Annotated in this window: 22 protein-coding genes; 3 read left to right on the forward strand and 19 right to left on the reverse strand. The window is 66.9% G+C overall.

Annotated features, from left to right (window positions below; genetic code table 11):
- Window positions 1–6 precede the first annotated feature (6 nt).
- The 3 genes from CYJ10_RS30245 to CYJ10_RS30255 are packed head-to-tail and all read left to right on the forward strand — an operon-like array spanning window position 7 to window position 3,372.
- Complete coding sequence (locus CYJ10_RS30245) at window positions 7–1,836, forward strand: gamma-glutamyltransferase family protein (protein ID WP_101685127.1); 1,830 nt, start codon at window positions 7–9, stop codon at window positions 1,834–1,836.
- 46 nt (window positions 1,837–1,882) lie between these two features.
- Window positions 1,883–2,860 (forward strand): Bug family tripartite tricarboxylate transporter substrate binding protein, encoded by a 978-nt coding sequence (locus CYJ10_RS30250; protein WP_101685128.1) that lies wholly within the window; start codon window positions 1,883–1,885, stop codon window positions 2,858–2,860.
- A 2-nt stretch (window positions 2,861–2,862) separates the two neighbouring features.
- Window positions 2,863–3,372, forward strand: coding sequence for a GAF domain-containing protein (locus CYJ10_RS30255; RefSeq protein WP_101685129.1), 510 nt, complete (start codon window positions 2,863–2,865; stop codon window positions 3,370–3,372).
- Between the two features lie 61 nt (window positions 3,373–3,433).
- Here CYJ10_RS30255 and CYJ10_RS30260 read toward each other — a convergent pair whose 3' ends face one another.
- The 19 genes from CYJ10_RS30260 to napE form a co-directional block, all read right to left on the reverse strand.
- Window positions 3,434–4,156 (reverse strand): MgtC/SapB family protein, encoded by a 723-nt coding sequence (locus CYJ10_RS30260; RefSeq protein ID WP_219621553.1) that lies wholly within the window; start codon window positions 4,154–4,156, stop codon window positions 3,434–3,436.
- Window positions 4,157–4,225: 69 nt separating this feature from the next.
- On the reverse strand, window positions 4,226–5,851 hold the full coding sequence (locus CYJ10_RS30265; protein WP_101685130.1) for an inorganic phosphate transporter: 1,626 nt from the start codon (window positions 5,849–5,851) through the stop codon (window positions 4,226–4,228).
- Window positions 5,852–5,983: 132 nt separating this feature from the next.
- Window positions 5,984–6,973: a pyridoxamine 5'-phosphate oxidase family protein gene (locus CYJ10_RS30270; protein WP_101685131.1), complete on the reverse strand. Its 990-nt coding sequence runs from the start codon at window positions 6,971–6,973 to the stop codon at window positions 5,984–5,986.
- 72 nt (window positions 6,974–7,045) lie between these two features.
- The gene (locus CYJ10_RS30275; RefSeq protein ID WP_101685132.1) at window positions 7,046–7,657 is read right to left on the reverse strand and encodes a glutathione S-transferase family protein; all 612 of its coding nucleotides are present in this window, start codon (window positions 7,655–7,657) and stop codon (window positions 7,046–7,048) included.
- Window positions 7,658–7,783: 126 nt separating this feature from the next.
- Entirely contained in the window at window positions 7,784–8,707 is a 924-nt protein-coding gene (locus tag CYJ10_RS30280; RefSeq protein WP_101685133.1) for a LysR family transcriptional regulator, read from the reverse strand.
- Between the two features lie 19 nt (window positions 8,708–8,726).
- Window positions 8,727–9,785 carry an AI-2E family transporter gene (locus tag CYJ10_RS30285; RefSeq protein ID WP_101685168.1) on the reverse strand — a complete coding sequence of 353 codons (1,059 nt, stop codon included), beginning with the start codon at window positions 9,783–9,785 and terminating at the stop codon, window positions 8,727–8,729.
- 404 nt (window positions 9,786–10,189) lie between these two features.
- Entirely contained in the window at window positions 10,190–11,218 is a 1,029-nt protein-coding gene (locus tag CYJ10_RS30290; protein ID WP_101685134.1) for a cytochrome c-type biogenesis protein CcmH, read from the reverse strand.
- 19 nt (window positions 11,219–11,237) lie between these two features.
- Window positions 11,238–11,792 (reverse strand): DsbE family thiol:disulfide interchange protein, encoded by a 555-nt coding sequence (locus tag CYJ10_RS30295; protein ID WP_101685135.1) that lies wholly within the window; start codon window positions 11,790–11,792, stop codon window positions 11,238–11,240.
- Window positions 11,789–13,813, reverse strand: coding sequence for a heme lyase CcmF/NrfE family subunit (locus CYJ10_RS30300; RefSeq protein ID WP_101685136.1), 2,025 nt, complete (start codon window positions 13,811–13,813; stop codon window positions 11,789–11,791). Before CYJ10_RS30300 ends, CYJ10_RS30295 begins: the two co-directional genes overlap by 4 nt.
- Entirely contained in the window at window positions 13,810–14,295 is a 486-nt protein-coding gene (ccmE, locus tag CYJ10_RS30305; RefSeq protein WP_101685137.1) for a cytochrome c maturation protein CcmE, read from the reverse strand. The genes CYJ10_RS30300 and ccmE overlap by 4 nt, the downstream gene beginning before the upstream one ends.
- Window positions 14,292–14,417, reverse strand: coding sequence for a heme exporter protein CcmD (gene ccmD, locus CYJ10_RS30310; RefSeq protein WP_101685138.1), 126 nt, complete (start codon window positions 14,415–14,417; stop codon window positions 14,292–14,294). Before ccmD ends, ccmE begins: the two co-directional genes overlap by 4 nt.
- Window positions 14,414–15,199 carry a heme ABC transporter permease CcmC gene (ccmC, locus tag CYJ10_RS30315; RefSeq protein WP_101685139.1) on the reverse strand — a complete coding sequence of 262 codons (786 nt, stop codon included), beginning with the start codon at window positions 15,197–15,199 and terminating at the stop codon, window positions 14,414–14,416. Before ccmC ends, ccmD begins: the two co-directional genes overlap by 4 nt.
- Window positions 15,200–15,202: 3 nt before the next feature.
- A complete protein-coding gene (gene ccmB, locus CYJ10_RS30320) occupies window positions 15,203–15,871 on the reverse strand; it encodes a heme exporter protein CcmB (protein ID WP_101685140.1) in 669 nt (222 codons plus the stop codon).
- Window positions 15,868–16,506: a cytochrome c biogenesis heme-transporting ATPase CcmA gene (gene ccmA, locus CYJ10_RS30325; RefSeq protein WP_101685141.1), complete on the reverse strand. Its 639-nt coding sequence runs from the start codon at window positions 16,504–16,506 to the stop codon at window positions 15,868–15,870. Before ccmA ends, ccmB begins: the two co-directional genes overlap by 4 nt.
- A gap of 4 nt (window positions 16,507–16,510) precedes the next feature.
- Entirely contained in the window at window positions 16,511–17,110 is a 600-nt protein-coding gene (locus CYJ10_RS30330) for a NapC/NirT family cytochrome c (RefSeq protein ID WP_101685142.1), read from the reverse strand.
- A gap of 21 nt (window positions 17,111–17,131) precedes the next feature.
- Complete coding sequence (locus CYJ10_RS30335) at window positions 17,132–17,674, reverse strand: nitrate reductase cytochrome c-type subunit (protein ID WP_101685143.1); 543 nt, start codon at window positions 17,672–17,674, stop codon at window positions 17,132–17,134.
- Between the two features lie 22 nt (window positions 17,675–17,696).
- Window positions 17,697–20,192 carry a periplasmic nitrate reductase subunit alpha gene (gene napA / locus CYJ10_RS30340; RefSeq protein ID WP_101685144.1) on the reverse strand — a complete coding sequence of 832 codons (2,496 nt, stop codon included), beginning with the start codon at window positions 20,190–20,192 and terminating at the stop codon, window positions 17,697–17,699.
- On the reverse strand, window positions 20,173–20,499 hold the full coding sequence (locus CYJ10_RS30345; RefSeq protein WP_101685145.1) for a chaperone NapD: 327 nt from the start codon (window positions 20,497–20,499) through the stop codon (window positions 20,173–20,175). Before CYJ10_RS30345 ends, napA begins: the two co-directional genes overlap by 20 nt.
- A gap of 95 nt (window positions 20,500–20,594) precedes the next feature.
- Window positions 20,595–20,759 (reverse strand): periplasmic nitrate reductase, NapE protein, encoded by a 165-nt coding sequence (gene napE, locus CYJ10_RS30350; RefSeq protein ID WP_101685146.1) that lies wholly within the window; start codon window positions 20,757–20,759, stop codon window positions 20,595–20,597.
- Window positions 20,760–20,834 lie beyond the last annotated feature (75 nt).

A 20,834-nucleotide genomic window follows, 5' to 3' on the forward strand; every position in this document is an offset into this window, starting at 1 on the left:
TTAGCGATGTTCACCACACGCCCCGAGATCGTCGGCACGTTCGGCGTTGCCGCTTCCACCCACTGGCTGGCCACTCAGTCGGCCATGGGCGTGCTGGAACGCGGCGGCAACGCGTTCGATGCGGCCGTGGCGGCGGGCTTCGTGCTGCAAGTGGTGGAACCGCACCTGAACGGCCCCGGCGGCGAGGTGCCGATCCTGTTCTGGAGCGAGAAGGACCGCGCGGTGCGCTCGGTCTGCGGCCAGGGCCCGGCCCCGGCGCTGGCCGATCCTGAAGCGCTGCGCAAGCAGGGTATGGAACTGATGCCCGGCATCGGCCTGATGCCAGCCACGGTGCCTGGCGCATTTGGGGCGTGGCTGACCATGCTGCGCGACCACGGCACGTGGTCGCTGGCCGATGTGCTGGCGCCGGCCATCGGCTACGCGCGCAATGGCTTCCCGCTGGTGCCGCGCATCTCGCAGGCCATCCTGGCCGTGCAGCAGCTGTTCCGCGACGAATGGCACAGTTCGGCCGATACCTGGCTGCCCGATGGCTGCGTGCCGCGCCCCGGCGCGCTGCATACGCTGCCCGTGCTGGCCGATACCTACACGCGCATCGTCGAGACGGCGGTGAGCAAGAGCGACAGCCGTGAAGGCCAGATCGATGCGGCGATGCACTGCTGGTATCGCGGCTTCGTGGCCGAGGCCATCGACGAATACTGCCGCACCACGCCCGTGCGCGACACCACCGGCGAAAAGCACACCGGCCTGCTGCGCTACGACGACCTGGCCGGCTGGAAGCCCACCGTGGAAGCGCCGGTCTCCCTCGATTTTGGCCGCTACGCGGTGGCCAAGTGCGATATCTGGAGCCAGGGCCCGATGTTCCTGCAGCAGCTTGGCATGCTGCGCCACGCCAATCTGGATGCCCATGCGCCGACGTCGCCCGAATTCGTCCACACGATTGCCGAGGCGGCCAAGCTGGCGATGGCTGATCGCACGGCCTGGTACGGCGATCCGATGTTCGAGGACAGCCAACTCTGCGCGCTGCTGAATCCGCATTACCTGGCCGCGCGCGCCGCGCTGATCGGTGACCGGGCGTCACTGACGATGCAGCCGGGCGCGCTCAAGGGCCGCGCGCCGCGCATGCCGGACCTGACCGTGGCCGACCGCACGCTGGCCATGGCCGATACCCGCTTCGGCATTGGCGAGCCCACGTTCGCCGCGCTGCCGCCGGTCAGCGAATGGGCCGAGCGCGAAGTCTTTGTCGGCGACACCTGCCATATCGACGTGATCGACCGCCACGGCAACATGGTGGCGGCCACGCCGTCGGGTGGCTGGCTGTCGTCGAGCCCCACCATTCCGGTGCTGGGCTTTGCGCTGAACACGCGCCTGCAGATGACCTGGCTGGAGCCGGGCCTGCCCAATACGCTGGCACCCGGCAAGCGCCCATGCACCACGTTGTCGCCGTCGCTGTGCCTGCGCGATGGCGAACCGTACATGGTCTTCGGCACGCCCGGCGGCGACCAGCAGGACCAATGGTCGCTGGCCTTCTTCATGCGCCACGCGGTGCACGGCATGAATCTGCAGGAAGCGATCGACGCGCCGGCCTGGCATATCGACCATTTCCCGCAATCGTTCTGGCCGCGCCAGACCACGCTGAACCGCATCACCGTCGAGTCGCGCTTCCCGGCTGCCACCATCGAAGCGCTGCGCGCACGCGGGCACGAAGTTCGCGTGGGTGAAGACTGGTCCGAAGGCCGCATGTCGGCGTGTACGCGCGAACGCGACAGCAAGGGTCGCCTGGTGCTGCGCGCCGGCGCCAATGCGCGCGGCATGCAGGGTTACGCCGTGGGCCGCTGAATCCAAATCACATTAGATAGTCCGAAGACAGAAGGGGAGTTGCATCATGAGGTCCGTTTTGAAAAGCCTGCTGTGCGGTGCCGCAGCGCTGGCCATGTCGTTTGCCGGCCACGCCGGGGCAGCCGACGCCTATCCCGCCAAGCCGGTCACGCTGATCGTGCCCTGGGCCGCCGGTGGTTCCACCGACATCCTGGCGCGCGTGCTGTCCGAGCACCTGACCAAGTCGCTGGGCCAGCCGGTGATCGTCGACAACAAGCCGGGCGCGTCGGGCAACATCGGTTCGGCGATGGTGGCGCGCGCGCAGCCCGACGGCTACACGCTGCTGATCGGCTCGATGAGCACGCACGCGATGAACCCGGCGCTGATGGCCAACATGCCGTTCAAGGGCGTGGAAGACTTCACCCCGCTGGGCCTGCTGGCCTACGTGACCAACACGATGGTGGTGCATCCGTCGGTGCCGGCCAACAACGTCAAGGAACTCATCGCCTACGCCCGCGCCAATCCGGGCAAGCTGGCCTACGCCAGCGCTGGTCCTGGCTCGACCAACCACCTGAGCGCCGTGCTGTTCGAGAAGATGGCGGGCATCCAGATGCTGCACGTGCCGTACAAGGGCGGTGCGCCGGCCGTGGTCGATACGGTGGCGGGCCAGACCCAGCTGCTGTTTTCGGCTGGCACGCAGACGCTGCCGCACGTGAAGGCCGGCAAGCTGAAGCTGCTGGCGGTGACCGAGGCCAAGCGCTCGCCGCTGCTGCCTAACGTGCCCACCGTCGGCGAGACCATCCCTGGCTATGAGCTGTCGGTCTGGTACGGCGCGTTCGGTCCGAAGAACATGCCGGCTGCGCTGGTGGCCAAGCTGAACACGGAGATCAACCGTGTGATGTCGCTGCCCGAGGTCAAGGCCAAGATGGATTCGATCGGCGTGGAAACGGCCACGTCGACACCGCAGGAGTTTGGCAAAATCCTGCGCCGCGATGCCGACCGCTACGGCAAGCTGATCAAGGATCTGGGCATCCACGGAGAGTGACCATGGCAAGCGTCGATACGCTGGGCCATTGGCAAACGCACCTGAATCCGCTGTTCGACCGCCTGCGCGCCGCCGCCACGCCGCAGGCCGTCATGGATGCCATCGGTGCGGCCACGCTGGACATTGTCGGGCCGGGTTTGCTGACGATCAACGCCTGGCACGTGGAAAGCCGCGAAATCCGCCGGCTCTGGTCGTCGGACCCGGCGGCGTATCCGCCCGGCGGCAAGAAGGTCAAGGGCGATACCGCCTGGACACGCCAGTTGCTCGATCGCGGCGAGGTCTTCGTGGGCGAAGGCGACGAGGCGCTGGCCGCCGTGTTCGACGATATCGCCACGATCCGCGCGCTGGGCCTGAACGGCGTGGTCAACGTGCCGCTGTGCCATGGCGGCCGGGTGATCGGCACGTTCAACTACCTGGCCGGCGTGGAGACGTGGACGGCCGAGGACATCACGGCGCTGCGCGTGCTGGGGCAGTTTGCGGTTGGCGCCGTACGGGACGCCATCGGGGACTGATGGCTGTTCCCCTCTCCCGCAAGGCGGGAGAGGGGAACAAGCCTTACGCAATGCGACGGCCTTACTCCGTCGTACTCGCACTCCAGAACGCTTGGCTCACCACGCTGGTGCCGCCCAGGCGGGTGACGATCTGGTCGAGTACATCGCCATCGACCGACGTGGCCGCCAGCGCCGCTTCGATTTCCACGTCCTGTTCGCCGAAGGCGCGCACCTCCAGGTCGCGCGTGGGGTACTGGGCCGCTTCCAGCGCCTCTTCCAGCAGGCGCATCGCCGTCTTCTGGTAGTCGCGGGCCGTAATCACGTGCACGGTGTGCGTGACTTCCACAGCCGTGGTGTCCAGCGGCTGGCGGTTGATCCGGTCGACGACCGGGCGCAGTAGCGTGTTGGCGGCCAGGATGAACAGTGCGGCAATGCCGGCCTCCGCAATCATGTCGGCGCCCGCGCAGGCACCCACCGCCGCCGAGCACCACAGCGTGGCGGCGGTATTGAGTCCGCGCACATTGCCTTCCTCGCGCATGATCACGCCGGCGCCCAGGAAGCCGATGCCAGACACCACGTACGCAATCACGCGCACCGCGCCGTCATGCCCGGCGATATGGTTGGCCAGGTCGACGAAGATTGCCGCGCCCACGGCCACCAGCACGTTGGTGCGCAGGCCGGCCGTGCGCTGGCGGTACTGCCGCTCGAAGCCGATCATGCCGCCCAGGACGAAGGCGGCGGTCAGGCTGATGGCGGTATCGAGCAGCGATTGCGGATTGATGTTCTGCAGGGCTTCCAGGGACATGGGCGGCATCCGGTCGGGCCAAAAACTGGCGCGATTGTGGCACAGGTGCCGCGGCTCCCTCGAAATTCCTCAGAAGAGGTGCGAAAACAGCCAGTAGAGCCCGCCGGACAGCATGATGGCCGCCGGCAGCGTCAGCACCCAGGCCAGCGCCAGGTTCCGGATTGTGGACATCTGCAGGCCCGAGCGGTTGGCGGCCATGGTCCCGGCCACGCCCGACGACAGCACGTGCGTGGTGGATACTGGCAGCCCGTACATGTCGGCGGCGCCGATGGTGACCATCGCCACCAGTTCGGCCGATGCGCCCTGCGCGTAGGTCAGGTGCGACTTGCCGATCTTCTCGCCCACCGTCACCACGATCCGCTTCCAACCCACCATCGTGCCCAGGCCCAGCGCGATGGCCACGGCCACCTTGACCCACAGCGGGATGAACTTGGTGGCGGTGTCAAGTTCGCGCTGGAACGCCTTCAGGTTTTCCTTCGTCGTGGCATCGAAGCTGACACCTTGCTCCTTGCCGAGCAGGCGGATGGCCTCCGACGCCAGGTACATGTCGTTGCGGACGTTGGTCACCGCCGCCGGCGGCACGTTGGCCAGCGATCTGTGCGTGCGCACCTGGTCGCCGATGCTGTCCGCGATGCCCGCCAGCGCGGGCACCACCTGGTTGTTGAATGCCTTGGTGCGCAGGTAATCGGACAGCACCGCCCGGGTATCGGCCGGTGTATTGATTGGTGCAGCGCCCGGCACGCTGGCGCGCAGCGAATCGCGCGTGACCTGCGCCACGGCGGCAAAGCGCGTGGCCTCGTTCACGGGCATGGCGCGGTTCAACGCGTAAGACAGCGGCACCGTGCCCACCAGGATCAGCATGATCAGGCCCATGCCCTTCTGGCCGTCGTTGGAGCCGTGCGCGAACGACACGCCGGTGCAGGTCAGCACCAACAGGCCGCGAATCCACCAGGGCGGCGGCCGGTTGCCCTTGGGCTCTTCGTACAGCGCCGGGTTCTTCACGAGCATGCGCAGGACCAGCAGCAGCACCGCCGCGAACGCAAACCCGATCAGCGGCGACAACAGCAGCGAGTAGCCCACCTTGATGGCCTGCGGCCAGTCCACGCCTGCGGTGCCATCGCGCCCGTGCATCAGGGCATTGGCCACGCCCACGCCGATGATCGAGCCGATCAGCGTATGCGACGACGACGCCGGCAGGCCCAGCCACCACGTGCCCAGGTTCCAGATGATGGCCGCGATCAGCAGCGCGAAGACCATCGCAAAGCCGGCCGACGAGCCCACCTGCAGGATCAGCTCCACGGGCAGCAGCGAGATGATGCCGAACGCCACCGCGCCGCTGGACACCAGCACGCCCAGGAAGTTGAACAGCCCCGACCAAACCACGGCAAAGTGCGGCGGCAGCGAATGAGTATAGATGACGGTGGCCACCGCGTTGGCCGTGTCGTGAAAACCGTTGACGAACTCGAAGCCCAGCGCGATCAGCAGCGCCACGCCCAGCAGCAGGTAGGGCAGCAGCGGGGTGGCGGGCGGCTGGGTGCTCGATACATCGTGGAACAGGCTGCTGCCGGCGTAACCGAGCCCGATCAGCAGCAGCGCAATGAATAACGCCCAGGTGATTCTTCCTGGGCGGCGGTCGAGATCGGGACGGACGTGCGGTGTCGCGGCGCTGTCGGCCGCTTGCAGGTGGGTGTTCATCGTTGCGCTCCCCAGACAGGACGAAACAGGCGATGGCTGCCGCCGGGTGCGCGGCAGATGCCCATCGTCATGTCCGAAGATGACACTTCCGTGACAGTGGTGGCGCGAACGCCACGTTTGTCGGACGGAATTTCAGCGCCAGCTACCGGTGGCCAGCGCCTGGGGCGACGCGCCTTCGGGGTCGATGTCCCAGCGCAGCGGCAGCGCGCGGTCGCGCCGGACGATCTGCTCGGGGATGAAGCGCCACAGCCGTTGCGCCCCCTCGAAGGTGGCAATGTCTGGCGAATCGATGATGACCTCGGTGCGGCCGCTCAGTTGCAGCAGGTCGCCGGTGGCATAGCTCACGAACACCAGCCCGGCCACCGGATTCACCATCATGTTGCCCAGCGTGTTGAAGAACGTGTTGCCCTGGAAATCGGGAATCGTCAGGCTGCCATCGTCATCGACGCGCACAAAGCCGGGCTTCCCGCCACGATGCGAGACATCCACCTGACGCTGCGCGCCGGGCAGGTCCACATACGTGGCCACGAAGAACGAATCGGCGTTGCCGATCAGCGTGCGCGCGCGGGCGTCCAGCGCATCGAGCATCACGGGCGCCTCGTCGGCCGGCCTGGCCGGGTCGCGGGTCATCACGGGCGCGCGCTTCTGGATGTACTGCGGGCAGTTGCCGAAGCTCTGGCCCACCGCGACCTGAAAGCCCTGAGCACCTGTGGCGGCATGGCGGTAGATCGTGCCGTTCATACGGTTGCGGCGCCGGGTATGCGGCTGGATACCCAACAAGCCGATCGCGTCGCCGTCCTCCATGCCCGCGTCGGCCGGATCATCGGCGTCGCGCACCAGCGCAACGTCGAGCTGGCGCGGATCGGGCGAATGCAGGAAGCCCGGCTGGCCGCCGCGCACCGTGGCCCACGGACGCCCGTCCGGTGCCACCGCGCCAATCACGATCGACGGCAGCATGGCGAAGAAATCGCGATGTTGGTCCGGCATGTAGTCGCGCACCACGCGCGTGCCCACTTCGGCCAAGCGCTCGTCGGCGCCGATGCTGGCCTGCAGCAGGCGCTCGCCAGTATGCCAGGGCGTGCCGGGCAGAATTTCCACGGGGGAAGCCGAATGCGGGGTCATGACGGGCTCCTGATGTCGTACGGAATGTCGAAGGGATCCGAAGGGCGAAGAGGCAGGCCGCGGCGCCGGGGCTCAGGCGGCCAGGCCCACTGCCGTGGTCTGGAACGGGGCGAACCCGGGCAGCGCTTCCACGCGCGCCAGCCACTGGCGCACATTCGCGTAGTCCTTCAGGTCGACAAAACCCTCGGGCGCGCGCGCCGTGTAGCTGTAGAGCGCCACGTCGGCAATGGTCGGATGGTCGGCGGCAATCCAGGCGCGGCCTGCCAGCGCGTCATCCAAGCGCTTCAGCACCACGTGTGCGCGTTCGATCGCTTCCTTGCTGTCGTACGGCGCCTTGAAGACGGTGATGATGCGGGCGCGTGCTGGACCGAAAGCCAGGTCGCCGGCTGCTACCGACAGCCAGCGTTGCACGGCGGCGGCGGCGGCCGGCGATTCCGGCAGCCAGTCCGTGCGGCCCAGCTTCTTGCTCAGATAGACCAGGATGGCGTTGGAATCGCTGATCACCGTGTCGCCATCGACCAGCACCGGCACCTGTCCGAACGGATTCATGGCCAGGAATTCGGGGGTCTTCTGAGCGCGGGCCAGCAGGTCGACGTCGATCCACTCGGCGGGCTGGCCCAGCAGCGACAAAAAGAGCCAGGCGCGGTGCGAATGTCCGGAGAGCGGATGGCCGTACAGTTTCATGATGGATGTCCTTGGTCGATTATTGCGGTGTCGGACGCAAACGCTGCGTACGGATCGACTATAGACAGCCGGCTTGCTAGGAAAAACGGGTGACGCGCGAAGGGACTCTTGCAAAATCCAGAAGAATCAGCGGGCTTGGGGGGTGTCGGAGGTGTTCAGCGACACCTGGCCGCGCAGCAGGTCCACGGCCAGGTCGATAAAGGCGCGCACCTTGTGCATGGCGTGCCTGCCCTCGCGGTGGATGACGTGGATCGGCAACGGCGCCGGCTCGTAGTCTTCCAGCACGACCCGCAGCTTGCCGTCGCGCAGTTCGTCGGCAATCTGGTAGGACAGCACGCGCGTCAGCCCGAAGCCGGCCACGGTGGCGGCAATCGCCGAATCGTTGGTGGTCGTGGCCATGCGCGGGGCCAGCCGTATGGGCAACGGATCGCCGTCGCGCATGAAGCGCCATTCGGGCGCAGTGGAAATGCCCGTGGTCTGGATCACCGCATGGTGCGCCAGGTCGTCAGGCGACGTGGGCGTGCCGTGCTGCGCCAGGTAGTCCGGCGCGGCGCAGACCACGCGCCGCACGTGGCCTACCGGGATGGCCTGCAGCGACGAGCTGGGTAGCGCACCAATGCGCACGCCAACGTCAATGCCCTCGTCGATGAAATTCACCACGCGGTCGATGAACAGGCAGTCGACATCCACTTCCGGATAGCGGCGCAGGTACTCGACCACCACCGGTGTGACAAAGCGCCGGCCGAACAGCACCGACGCGGTGATCGACAGCCGGCCGCGCGGTGCGTCGTGCGTGCCGGCGGCGGCCAGTTCGGCGTCGTCGATCTCGGCCAGGATGCGGCGGCAGTTCTCGTAGTACGCGGCGCCCGTGGCGGTGGGGCGCACCACGCGCGTGGTGCGCGTGAGCAGGCGCACGCCCAGATGCGTTTCCAGGTCGGTCACGATCCGGCTGACCACGCTCAGCGACGCATCGAGCTTGCGCGCAGCCGGCGTGAAGCCGCCGCATTCCACCACGGCCACATAGGTCTTCATTGCCTGCAGTCTGTCCACGGCGTCTCCTGGGCGGGTGTCAGGGGGCGGCCGGGTCTTCGGCGTTGTTCAGGTCCCAGCAGGCGATGAACAGCGCGGCGATCAGCGGCCCGATCACAAAGCCGTTCAGCCCGAACAGCGCCATGCCGCCCAGCGTGGAGATCAGGACCACGTAGTCCGGCATCTGGGTGTCCTTGCCCACCAGGATGGGGCGCAGCACGTTGTCCACCAGGCCGATCACCAGCACGCCAAAGCCGATCAGCACACCGCCCTTGAGCAGCGAGCCGGTCAGCAGGAAGTAGACTGCAACCGGCGACCAGATCAGCCCCGCGCCCACCGCTGGCAGCAGGGACAGGAAGGCCATTACCACGCCCCACAGAAGCGCGCCCTGGATGCCGAGCACCGCGAAGATGGCGCCGCCCAGTACGCCCTGTACCACGGCCACGGCGATATTGCCCTTGACCGTCGCGCGCACGACCGTCGTGAATTTCTGGATCAGGTGCTGCTTGTGGGCGGCGCTCAGCGGCACGGCCAGGCGCACCCGGCGCGACAGCTGAGGGCCATCGCGCAGCAGGAAGAACAGCAGGTACAGCATGATGCCGAAGCCGATCATGAACTGGGCCGTGTTCTGGCCAATGCTCAGCGCGCGCGTGGCCAGCATCTGGCTGGCGGTCAGCGCACTGGCGCTGAGCTTGTCCTTGACGTCGGAAATGCTGGCCAGATCGGCGCGCGCCAGCATGTCGCGCACGAAAGGCGGCAGCGCGTCGGCGGCGGACTGGAAATAGTGGCCGAAGTTGATACGGCCCGAACGGACGTTGTCGTAGAGATTCACGCCTTCCTGGACCAGCGACATCGTGATCGCGATCATCGGCAGGATCACAAGCAGCAGCACCAGCAGCAACGTGAGCAGCGCGGCAATGTTGTTGCGGCCACGCAGCGCCGCCACCAGCCGCCGCTGCAGCGGCGCAAAGATGATGGCCAGCACCGCACCCCAGAACACTGCGCCGTAGAAGGGCAGAAGAATCCAGAAAAATGCGATGGTGACCACCGCCAGCAACAGCAGGAACGTCTTGTGATGCAGACCGTTGGGGTCGGCCATGGGGCGATCCTCAGAATGCGAGCCAATGGCCATTCTACGATGTTTGTCTGACTCCACCCGGCGGCCGCGCGGCCCGGTGCGGGATCGGTCGGTGCCGGGGTGGCTGGTGGCGGAAGGGTCGCTTGCACCGGTGGATTCAGCGACAAGGCTGTCCCACATCGACAGCAGCTGGATGGCGCACGGGTAAACGCGGCGCGCGGTGGCCGTTGGTTGCTTCGACGCTGCCTCGCGCAGGAGCAGCGTGGTGGCGAGGCGATCTTCGAGCCGGCGGATCGCGAAGTGGATGCGGGCCGCGCAGATACCCTTGTGGCGCTCCGCCGCGATGGCCCACTGGTGCCGCACAGGACGACAAAGTGGCGCAGTTGGGTGGTATTTGCTTGAGTCGACTGGTTCGCTTGAATCGATTACTTCGACGATGTAGAGCTGCCGCTCGTCTGCCGGGCCGCCGCAAGATTGGCGGCCACGCGGGCGGCGGTCTGCGAGTCGGGCGGCAGCAAGCGGTACAGGTGCTGCCAGTAATCGATGGCGCTGCGGGCGTCGCCGCGCTCCGCAGCTGCGCTGGCGGCCAGCGCCAGGCTCTTGGGATCGTCGGGATCGGCAGCCAGCGCGGTGCGGATCTGCTCCATGGCGGCGCCTTCGAGCGAGCCGCCATTGAGGCTGGCCAGCACGTCGGCGTAGTCGGCACGCAATGCCGCCACATCGGGGGCCAGCGCGACGGCCCTGGCATAGGCCGCGGCCGCATCGTCGAACCGTTCAAGCACCGTGTAGGACCGCGCCAGCATCGCCCAGCCATCGGCATCTTGAGGCTGGGCCTGCAGGCGCCGCGCCAGTTGATCGACCATGGCTTCGATCTGTGCGATCTCGGGCGTGTGCGCATCGCCAGACAGACTGTGCGCATCGTCGACCTGCATCACGGCGGCCGGATTGCCTAGGTGCAGGTAGAGCATGGCGGCTGCCGGCGGCAGCATCACGCAGAGTGTTGCGGTGGTCCATTTGGAGCGAGGATGGTACGGTGCGGGTTCTTCGACAGCTGGCTTGCGCCCCGCCGCCGCGTTGGGAGGCCGGGCGGACAGCGACGGCCGGTGCTTCCGCCTTCGCCAGAGCCAGCCAGCCACCACCGCCAGCAAGACAAACGGTCCCAGCCACAGCAGCCACGTCGATGGCTTGAACGGCGGATCGTAGAGCACAAAATCGCCATATCGTTGCACCAGGTAATCCTTGATGGCCGTATCGCTGGCGCCCTGTGCCAGTTGCGCGCGAATTTGCCGGCGCAGGTCCACCGCGAGTTCTGCGTTCGAATCGGCCAGGGTCTGGTTCTGGCACACCAGGCAGCGCAGTTGCTGCGAGAGCGCGTGGACGCGTGCATCGAGCTCGGCGTCAGACAGTGGCGCCGCGGCGGCCTGCCAAGCCAGTGCGGACAGCAGACAGGCCATCAGCCACCTGAATGGCGGTCTAGGCAGGATTCGCACGAGGCCCCCCCGATTGCAGCTGCCGCAGCAGCGGCTTGATCTGCCGTTCCAGTACGTCCGGTGTCACTGGCCCCACTTGTCGGTACCGCACCACGCCATGGGCGTCGATGATGTAGGTCTCGGGCACGCCATAGACGCCGAAGTCGATGCCGACCCGCCCGTCGGCGTCGACTCCCGATAGCACGTAGGGATTGCCCATCTGCCGCAGCCAGGCCTGGGCGGCGAGCATCGTGTCCTTGTAGTTGAGCCCGTAGACTGGCACTGGCGATCTTGCGGCGAAGTCCACCAGCACAGGGTGTTCGGTGCGGCAGGCAGCGCACCAAGACGCCCAGACGTTGAGGATCCACACCTTGCCGCGCAGGTCCGACACCCGCAGCGTTTGCGTACTGCCCGGGGCGTCGAGCACGGGCAGCGCAAACGCGGGGGCGGGCCGTCCGACCAGCGCCGAGGGCAGCTCGCGCGGGTCATGGCGCAGCCCGGCGCCGAGCGCCACGACGATCGCCAGGAAGATGGCCAGCGGCAGGATGAAGCGCGTCATGGCCGGCCTTCTTCGGTGGGCTTCAGCGCCAGCGCTGGCGGTTGGGGCGAAGGGTGAATGGATGGCAAGGCGGATTCCTGACGCACCGTCGTCGCGCGCCGCACCCGGTATCGCCGGTCGCAGACCGCCACCAGGCCGCCAAGCGCCATCAGCGCGCAGCCTGCCCAGATCCACTTCACGAATGGCTTCACGTAGATGCGCACGGCCCAGGTGTTCTCGCCTGCCGCTTCACCGATAGCCACATAGAGGTCGCGCGTGAAGCCCGTATCGATCGCGGCTTCGGTGGTAGGCATGTCCTGGCTGCGGTAGATGCGCCGCTCAGTAGCCAGCGTGGTCAGCAGCCGGCCGTCGCGGTGGACGGTCATGATGCCGCGCAGCGCCTCGTAGTTGGGCCCCACCACCGGCACCACGCGGTCGAAGCGGAAGGTGTAGCCATCGACGGCCACCGTGTCACCAGGCCGCATCGGAGACTCGCGCATGGTTTCCTGGCTGTTGACCAGCGTCACGCCGGCGATAAAGACCCCGACGCCCACATGCGCCAGCAGCATGCCCCAATAGCCGGCCGGCAGCTGCCGCAACCCGCGCCACGCGCCGGGCGCGTGCCTGAGCCGCCCGGACAGGCTCACCACCGCGGTAGCCGCGCACCAGATGGCCAGCGTCAGGCCAAGGCCCGTCAGCGCCGACTGGTTGCGCAGCACCAGCAGCAATCCAGTACCGATCGACACGCTGGCCACCGCCGCCCAGCGTAGTCGCCTTGCGACGGGGGGCAGGTCGCCACGTCGCCAGCGGGCCAGCGGCGCGGCACCCATTAGCAGCACGGCAGGTGCCATCAGTGGCACGAACACCTGCTCGAAGTACGCGGGGCCCACCGACACCTTGCCCAGGTCCAGCACATCGAGCAGCAGCGGATACAGCGTGCCCAGCAGCACGGCCGAGGCGGCTACGGCCAGCAGTACGTTGTTGGCCAGCAGGAAGGTCTCGCGCGCAGCCAGTCCGAAATCTGTACCGCGCTTTAGTTGCGGGGCGCGCCAGGCAAAGATGGCCAGCGCCAGGCCGGTGACAAAGCCAAGCAGCGTGAGGATGAAGATGCCGCGCCGGGGATCCACCGCGAACGCGTGCACAGACGTGAGCACGCCGGAGCGCACCAGGAAGGTACCGAGCAAGCTCAGCGAGAACGTGAAGATGGCCAGCAGCGCCGTCCAGGCACGAAACGCGCCGCGCTTTTCGGTCACGGCCAGCGAGTGGATCAGTGCCGTGCCCGCCAGCCACGGCATGAACGAGGCGTTTTCCACGGGGTCCCAGAACCACCAGCCGCCCCAGCCCAGTTCGTAGTAGGCCCACATGCTGCCCAGCGCGATGCCCACCGTCAGGAACATCCAGGCCAGGATGGTCCAGGGCCGCGACCAGCGTGCCCAGGCGGCATCGAGGCGCCCTTCGAGCAGCGCGGCCAGTGCGAAAGCGAACGCCACGGCAAAGCCCACATAACCCATGTAGAGGAACGGGGGGTGGAACACCATGCCGGGGTCCTGCAGCAGCGGATTCAGGTCGCGGCCTTCCATGGCGCGTGGCAGCAGCCGGATGAACGGGTTGGATGCAAACAGTAGGAACAGCAGCAGGCCGCTGCTGATGGCCCCCATCACGCCCAGCACTCGCGCCACGAACGCCAGCGGCAGGCGGCGGCTGAACACGGCCACGGCCAGCGACCAGGCGGCCAGCATCAACGTCCAGAGCAACATCGAGCCTTCATGGCCGCCCCACACGGCAGCCATGCGGTAGACCAACGGCAATGCGCTGTTGGAATTCGCCGCCACGTAGCGCACGCTGAAGTCGTTGCCGACGAACGCCATCGTTAGCGACACGTAGGCCGCCAGCACCAGTGCAGCCTGCGTCACGGCGGCGGGCCGCGCCAGGGCCATCCACGGCACGAACGCACGGGTGGCGCCTGCCAGCGGCAGCATCCCTTGCACCAGCGCGGCGAGCAGTGCGCAGATCAGGGCGAAGTGTCCGAGTTCGACGCTCATCGTTGCGCTTTTCTGCTCGCGGCGCCGTTGTTGGCAGCCTCATCGGCGGCAGCTCCATCGTTGGCGGCGCGCTTGAGCGCCTCGGCGGCTTCAGGCGGCATGTAGTTCTCGTCGTGCTTGGCCAGTACCTCGCTGGCCACGAAGGTGCCATTGGCATCGAGCGTGCCGCGCGCGACCACGCCCTTGCCTTCGCGGAACAGGTCGGGCAGCAGCCCTTGATAGACCACCAGCACGTCGTGGCGCGTATCGGTGACAACGAAGCGGATCTTCAGTGTGCCGTCTTGCCGCTGTACCGAGCCCGGTGCCACCAGGCCGCCGAGCCGGAACGGGCGTGCAGCGGGCGCTTCGTGCGCGGCAATCTGGCTGGGGCTGAAAAAGAACACCAGATTCGAGCGGAATGCGTTGAGCACCAGCGCGAGCGCGACGCCGCCGCAGGCGAGTGCGGCCAGTAATAGCCCAAGGCGGCGCTGGCGTGACGTCATGGCGTGTCGTCCGGATCGGCGTGGCGCTGCCCGCGGCGCCGGGCCAGCCAGAACAGTTCGGCCACAACGGCCAGGCAGGCGACGCCGAAGGCGCCGGCGATGTAGGCGGCGTGTCCGCTCATGGCGTGGCCTCCCGTGGCGTCGCTTCCCGAATTTCGCCGCGCTCCCTCAGGATGCAGCGCACGCGCACCAGCGCGACGGCAATCGTGTACATCCAGCAGGCCAGCGTCATCGCCAGCATGCCTGCCAGCATCGTGGCGGCCATCGTGGGTGCCGCAGTCAGGCTGACCGAAGCGCCCTGGTGGAGCGTGTTCCACCATTGCACGGAAAAGTAGATCACCGGCAGGTTGACCACGCCCACCAGCACGAGCAAGGCGCTGGCACGCTCCGCGCGGCGTGGTTCGTCGATGGCGGATTCCAGCGCGATAAAGCCGAGGTAGAGGAACAGAAGGATCAGTTCCGACGTTAGCCGTGCATCCCAGACCCACCACGTTCCCCAGGTAGGCTTGCCCCACAGCGAGCCCGTCCACAGCGCCAGGAACGTGAACATGGCGCCTGTGGGCGCCAGCGCCGACGCCATCATGGCCGACAACCGCGTGCGCAGGACCAGCGCCATGGCGCTGTACACGGCCATCACCAGGTAGATGAACATCGACATCCAGGCGGCCGGCACGTGGATGAAGATGATCCGGTAGACCTCACCCTGCTGCGCGTCGGTGGGGGCCACGGCAAAGCCGATCCAGAGGCCGACGGTCAGGAAGAGGGTGGCCAGCGCGAAGAACCAGGGCGCCAGCCGGCCGGCCAGCGGATAGAAACGTACCGGCGCGGCCAGGCGCGTCCAGCGGGTGCGCGTGGCGGTTGGGGGGCGGGTCGATGCGTCGGGCAGCGAGACGTGGCGGGTCATCGGTCACTCCATCGCAATGCGGAGGCCCGCGGCCGCCGCCAGCGGGCAGACCAGCAGCGAGAGCGCCAGGCAGGCGCCCAGCAGCGAGAAATGCGGCACCACGTCGAGACCGGCATCGGCCGCGGCGCCGGCACCAGCGCCGAAGACCAGCACGGGAATCGACAGCGGCAGCACCAGGATGCACAGCAGCACCGCTCCGCCGCGCACGCCCAGCGTCAGCGCGGCGCCCACTGCGCCGATCAGGCTCAGCGCGGGCGTGCCAACCAGCAGCGACGCAGACAGCAGCAGTGTGGCGCTGGCGGGCAGGCTGTATTGCTGGGCCAGCAGCGGGGTCAGGATCAGCAGCGGCAGTCCGCTGGTCAGCCAGTGCGCGCAGATCTTTCCCAGCACCAGCAGGGCCAGCGGATGCGGCGAGAGCAGCAGCTGATCGAGGCTGCCATCGGCGTATTCCTGCGCGAACAGTCGCGACAGCGACAGCATCGAGGCCAGCAGCGCGGCCACCCAGAGTATGCCCGGCGCCAGCGTGCGCAACTGCTGCGGATCTGGCCCGATGGCCAGCGGAAACAGGCTCGACACGATAACGAAGAACACCACGCTGGCGAGCAGGCTGCTGCGCCGCCGCCACGCGATGGACAGGTCATGCGCCACCACGGCGCGCAGCGCGCCGATCATGACGCGCGCGCGCGGGTGGCGCCCAGTTCCAGCACAGTGCCAGCCATCGGCAACTGCTGGTGAGTGGCGATGACCGCCATGCCGCCCTGCGCAAGATGGCCGGCCAGCAGTTCCAGAAACCGTGCCGCAGCGGCGTCGTCTACCGACGTCAGCGGCTCGTCGAGCAGCCACAGCGCGCGCGGCGCCAATGCCAGGCGGGCCAGCGACACCCGCCGGCGCTGGCCTTGCGACAGCGTACGCACGGCCTTGCCGGCCACGGCTTCCAGGCCCAGCCGCGACAGCGCCTGCCGCAGCGCATCGGCACCGGGCCGCAGCCCGGCCATGCGGGCGGCAAAGGACAGGTTCTCGGTGGCGCTGAGATCTGCGTCGATGCCGTTGGTGTGGCCCACGTAGGCCAGGCTCGCCAGATACTCGGGGTCGCCGGCATGCACGGTGCGTCCGTGCCACGCCAGCCGCCCGGTGGCCGGCTGCAGCAGGCTGCAGAGCACGCGCAGCAGGCTGGTCTTGCCGGCGCCATTGGGGCCGATGACCTGCAGCAGTCCGCCTGGCGCTAGCGCCATGGCCACATCGCGAAAGACGGCCCGGCCCATGCGCCGCACAGTCAGGTCGCTGGCCTCCAGCACCGTAGCGGCCATGGCGTCACTGTTCCTCGGTCTTGGCAACGTCGGGCAGCCGGTGCGCGATGCCCTTGTGGCAATCGATGCAGGTCTTTTCCTTGTTGGCCAGATAGGTGGAATGCATGGCCTGGGCGCGCGGGCTCTGTCGCGTGAAGTCCATCGACTGGTAGTCGTGGCAGTTGCGGCATTCCAGCGAGTCGTTGGCCTTGAAGCGCGCCCATTCGTGCTGCGCCAGTTCCAGCCGGTGTGCCTGGAACTTCTCGCGCGTGTCCACGGTGCCGAAGATCTTGGCCCAGACTTCCTTCGATGCCTGCATCTTGCGCGCCATCTTGCTGGTCCAGTTGTGCGGAACGTGGCAGTCCGAGCATTTGGCGCGCACGCCGCTGCGGTTGGTGAAGTGGATGGTGCCCTGCAGCTCCTGGTAGACGTTGTCGCGCATTTCGTGGCAACCGGTGCAGAACTGCTCAGTGTTGGTCAGTTCCAGCGCCGTGTTGAATGCGCCCCAGAACAGCACGCCGGCGATGAAGCCGCCCACGGTCAAGAAGCCCAGGCTGAAGTACGCGCTGGGCCGGTTGATCGTGCGCCAGTAGCGTTTGATGAGATCCCAGAGTCTGCGCTGCATCGCTTGCCCCGATCTGTCCGGCTATTTCGTGCTGGAGGTGTCAGCCTTGGCACTGCCACCCTTGGCGCCCTTGGCACCCTTCTCGCCGCCGCTGCGCTTGAGCATCGTCTCGACATCGACGAACGTGTTGCTCACCAGTGGCTTGGCATCGGCCTGCGGTACGTGGCATTGCGTGCAGAAGTAGCGCCGGGGCGAGACTTCGGCCAGCACGTTGTTGTCGCGGTCCATGTAGTGCGTGATGCTGACGGGAATCGCGCCCGTTTCCTCAGTCTTGGTGCGCGCGTGGCAGAACATGCAGCGGTTGAAATCCTTGTCCAGCTGGTAGCCGTCGATCTTGTGCGGGATTGTCGGCGGCTGCATGGTGTAGTTGCGCGTGCGGCGGACGTCCTTGTTCTCGGTCGGATACAGCAGCGGCGCCTTGGTTTCGTCGGCCACCGGCGTGGGGCCGCGCATCGCGTCGACCAGGCCCTGCGCGCCGGCCGGCGGCACCAGCAGCGTGAACACCGCAATCAGCACCCAGGCGCCGAACGCCAGCAGGGCTGTCCAGGATCGGCTCGGCTTCATGGCGTCTCCTTCATGGCGTCTGTCATACCTTCACGATCTTGACTGCGCACTTCTTGAAGTCGGTCTGCAGCGAGATCGGGCAGGTGGCATCGAGCGTGACCTTGTTGATGAGCTGGCTGGCGTCGAACCAGGGCACGAAGACCAGGCCACGCGGCGGGGCGTCGCGTCCGCGCGTTTCGACGCGGGTGCGCATGCGCCCGCGCCGCGACACCACTTCCACTTCCACCCCGCGCCGCAGGCCCATGGCCTTGGCGTCCTCGGGATGCATGAAGCAGACGGCGTTCGGGAACGCGCGATACAGCTCCGGCACGCGGCGCGTCATCGACCCGGAGTGCCAGTGTTCGAGCACGCGGCCCGTCGCCAGCCAGAACGGGTATTCCTTGTCGGGCGCCTCGGCGGGCGGCTCGTAGGGCAGGGCGAAGATCACCGCCTTGCCGTCCGGGTTGCCATAGAACTGGAAGCCGGTGCCGGCCTTCACGTAGGGGTCGCTGCCCTCGCGGTAGCGCCAGCGCGTTTCCTTGCCGTTGACCACGGGCCAGCGCAGGCCGCGTGCCTCGTGGTAGGCGTCGAAGGGCGCCAGGTCGTGGCCGTGGCCACGGCCAAAGCCCGCGTATTCCTCGAACAGGCCCTTCTGCACGTAGAACCCGAAGGCCTTGGCCTCGGCGTTGTGGTACTCGCTGCTGACTTCCTTGATCGGGAACTTGTCGACGTTGCCGTTGCGGTAAAGCACGTCGAACAGCGTCTTGCCGCGCACATCGGGCTGCTTGGCGATCAGGTCCGCTGGCCAGACATCCTCCACTTTGAACCGCTTGGAGAATTCCATCAGCTGCCACAGGTCGGAGCGCGCCTCGCCCGGCGCGTCCACCAGCTGGTGCCAGAACTGCGTGCGGCGCTCGGCGTTGCCGTAGGCGCCTTCCTTTTCCACCCACATGGCGCTGGGCAGGATCAGGTCGGCGGACAGCGCGGTGACCGTCGGGTAGACGTCGGAGACCACGATGAAGTTGTCGGGGTTGCGATAGCCGGGCAGCCCCTCCTGCATCATGTTGGCGGCCGCCTGCATGTTGTTGTTGACCTGCACCCAGTACGCGTTGAGCTTGCCGTCCTTGAGCATGCGGTTCTGCAGCACGGCGTGGTAGCCCACCTTGTCCGGAATCGTGCCGGCCGGCAGCTTCCAGATGCGCTCGGCTTCCTCGCGATGCTTGGGATTGGTCACCACCATGTCGGCCGGCAGTCGGTGCGAGAACGTGCCCACCTCGCGCGCGGTGCCGCAGGCCGACGGCTGGCCCGTCAGCGAGAACGGGCTATTGCCGGGCGTGGCGATCTTGCCGGTCAGCAGATGGACGTTGTAGACCATGTTGTTGACCCACGTGCCACGCGTGTGCTGGTTGAAGCCCATGGTCCACAGCGACATGACCTTGACGTTGGGGTCGGCATAGAGTTCGGCCAGCTGCTGGAGCTTGTCCTTGGGGACGCCGGACAGCTTGCTCACGTAATTGGCGTCGTACTTGGAGACGAATTTTGCGAACTCGTCGAACGTGATCGGCTTCGAGTCGGTGGGGTTGCCGGCGTTCTTGGCCGCCTTCTGCAGCGGGTTGTCCGGCCGCAGGCCGTAGCCGATATCGGTCACGCCCTCCTTGAAGACCGTGTGCTTGTTGACGAAGTCCTTGTTGACCCGGTTGGTCTGGATGATGTGGTGAGCGATGTAGTTCAGCATCGCCAGGTCGGTCTGCGGCGTGAAGATGATCGGCAGGTCGGCCAGGTCGAAGGACCGGTGCGTGAACGTGGACAGCACCGCCACGCGCGTCTTGGGGTGGCTCAGCCGGCGGTCGGTGATGCGGGTCCACAGGATCGGGTGCATCTCGGCCATGTTCGAGCCCCAGAGCACGAAGGCATCGGCGTTCTCGAAGTCGTCGTAGCAGCCCATCGGCTCGTCCATGCCGAAGGTGCGCATGAAGCCGGTCACGGCCGACGCCATGCAGTGGCGCGCGTTGGGGTCGATGTTGTTCGTTCGGAAGCCGGCCTTCATCAGCTTGGACGCCGCGTACCCTTCCCAGATCGTCCATTGTCCAGAGCCGAACATGCCCACCGCCGTGGGGCCCTTCTCCTTGAGCACGCGCTTGAACTGCTGCTCCATCTCGTCGAACGCACGGTCCCAGCTGACTGGCGCGAAATCGCCATTCTTGTCGTACTTGCCGTTCTTCATGCGCAGCAGCGGCCGGGTGAGCCGGTCCTGCCCGTACATGATCTTCGACAGGAAGTAGCCCTTGACGCAGTTCAGGCCCTTGTTGACCTCGCACTGCGGGTCGCCCTGCGTGGCCACCACCTTGTTGTCGCGCACGGCAACCGTGACCCCGCAGCCGGTGCCGCAGAACCGGCACGGCGCCTTCGACCACTTCAGTTTGGTGACTTCGCTGTCCGTGACAAAGTTGGCGGCTTCGCCAGGCAGCGTGACGCCGGCCACCGATGCGGTGGCCGCGATGGCGGTCTGCTTGATGAAATCACGGCGCGTGACTGGCATCGGAGAGCTCCTCGTACATGGCTGCGGCGTCTTCGTTGTGCTGGTAGACGAGCGTGGCGGAGATCACCCCTTCCAGCTGATGCAGGCACGTGAGCTGGGCCACGATGGCCTGCGAGGTGGGGGCTTCCACAGTGACCACGAGCTTGCCTGCGTCACTGACGGCGTGGATCTCGGCGCCCGTCATCGCGTCGATGGCATGACGCACGCGCTCCAGGTTGGCGGGATGGGCAAACACCATGATGCCGGCGATATGCCATTCGTCATCCGAGGCAACGGGATGAATCGGGATAGAAGGTCTTTCAGGCATGCGTGATCCCCTGACAAGACTGCTTTTGCAGGTTTTCCTTCTTTTGGCAATTGGCCCTTGGGCCAATCCGCTTTTCTTGCCCGGCGCGCTGCCGGTCAGTGCTTGGGTGGTCCGCTGATCAGCTGGCTCATCCAGACAATGAAGCCATAGCCGGCCACGATGATGACGGACAGTACCGGCACCATCACGGCAGTCAGAAACAGGAAGCTGCGCGTCTCTTCCTTTTTGCGCTGTGAATCGTCAACGCTGCCTGAATCCATATTCCCCTCGGCTTATGAACTGGCTTGCCGGACGCGAACCCGGTTATGCGTAACTCATTAAAGGAACGACGATGC

Origin of the sequence: Cupriavidus pauculus (genome assembly GCF_002858765.1) — a bacterium.
Classification (GTDB): domain Bacteria; phylum Pseudomonadota; class Gammaproteobacteria; order Burkholderiales; family Burkholderiaceae; genus Cupriavidus; species Cupriavidus pauculus_B.

Coding starts and splice junctions, on each gene's coding strand:
- CYJ10_RS30245 (WP_101685127.1), top strand. CDS start 7: ATGTTCACCACACGCCCCGAGATCGTCGGCACGTTCGGCGTTGCCGCT.
- CYJ10_RS30250 (WP_101685128.1), top strand. CDS start 1,883: ATGAGGTCCGTTTTGAAAAGCCTGCTGTGCGGTGCCGCAGCGCTGGCC.
- CYJ10_RS30255 (WP_101685129.1), top strand. CDS start 2,863: ATGGCAAGCGTCGATACGCTGGGCCATTGGCAAACGCACCTGAATCCG.
- CYJ10_RS30260 (WP_219621553.1), bottom strand. CDS start 4,156: ATGTCCCTGGAAGCCCTGCAGAACATCAATCCGCAATCGCTGCTCGAT.
- CYJ10_RS30265 (WP_101685130.1), bottom strand. CDS start 5,851: ATGAACACCCACCTGCAAGCGGCCGACAGCGCCGCGACACCGCACGTC.
- CYJ10_RS30270 (WP_101685131.1), bottom strand. CDS start 6,973: ATGACCCCGCATTCGGCTTCCCCCGTGGAAATTCTGCCCGGCACGCCC.
- CYJ10_RS30275 (WP_101685132.1), bottom strand. CDS start 7,657: ATGAAACTGTACGGCCATCCGCTCTCCGGACATTCGCACCGCGCCTGG.
- CYJ10_RS30285 (WP_101685168.1), bottom strand. CDS start 9,785: ATGGCCGACCCCAACGGTCTGCATCACAAGACGTTCCTGCTGTTGCTG.
- CYJ10_RS30290 (WP_101685134.1), bottom strand. CDS start 11,218: ATGGCCTGTCTGCTGTCCGCACTGGCTTGGCAGGCCGCCGCGGCGCCA.
- CYJ10_RS30295 (WP_101685135.1), bottom strand. CDS start 11,792: ATGACGCGCTTCATCCTGCCGCTGGCCATCTTCCTGGCGATCGTCGTG.
- CYJ10_RS30300 (WP_101685136.1), bottom strand. CDS start 13,813: ATGAGCGTCGAACTCGGACACTTCGCCCTGATCTGCGCACTGCTCGCC.
- ccmE (WP_101685137.1), bottom strand. CDS start 14,295: ATGACGTCACGCCAGCGCCGCCTTGGGCTATTACTGGCCGCACTCGCC.
- ccmD (WP_101685138.1), bottom strand. CDS start 14,417: ATGAGCGGACACGCCGCCTACATCGCCGGCGCCTTCGGCGTCGCCTGC.
- ccmC (WP_101685139.1), bottom strand. CDS start 15,199: ATGACCCGCCACGTCTCGCTGCCCGACGCATCGACCCGCCCCCCAACC.
- ccmB (WP_101685140.1), bottom strand. CDS start 15,871: ATGATCGGCGCGCTGCGCGCCGTGGTGGCGCATGACCTGTCCATCGCG.
- ccmA (WP_101685141.1), bottom strand. CDS start 16,506: ATGGCCGCTACGGTGCTGGAGGCCAGCGACCTGACTGTGCGGCGCATG.
- CYJ10_RS30330 (WP_101685142.1), bottom strand. CDS start 17,110: ATGCAGCGCAGACTCTGGGATCTCATCAAACGCTACTGGCGCACGATC.
- CYJ10_RS30335 (WP_101685143.1), bottom strand. CDS start 17,674: ATGAAGCCGAGCCGATCCTGGACAGCCCTGCTGGCGTTCGGCGCCTGG.
- napA (WP_101685144.1), bottom strand. CDS start 20,192: ATGCCAGTCACGCGCCGTGATTTCATCAAGCAGACCGCCATCGCGGCC.
- CYJ10_RS30345 (WP_101685145.1), bottom strand. CDS start 20,499: ATGCCTGAAAGACCTTCTATCCCGATTCATCCCGTTGCCTCGGATGAC.
- napE (WP_101685146.1), bottom strand. CDS start 20,759: ATGGATTCAGGCAGCGTTGACGATTCACAGCGCAAAAAGGAAGAGACG.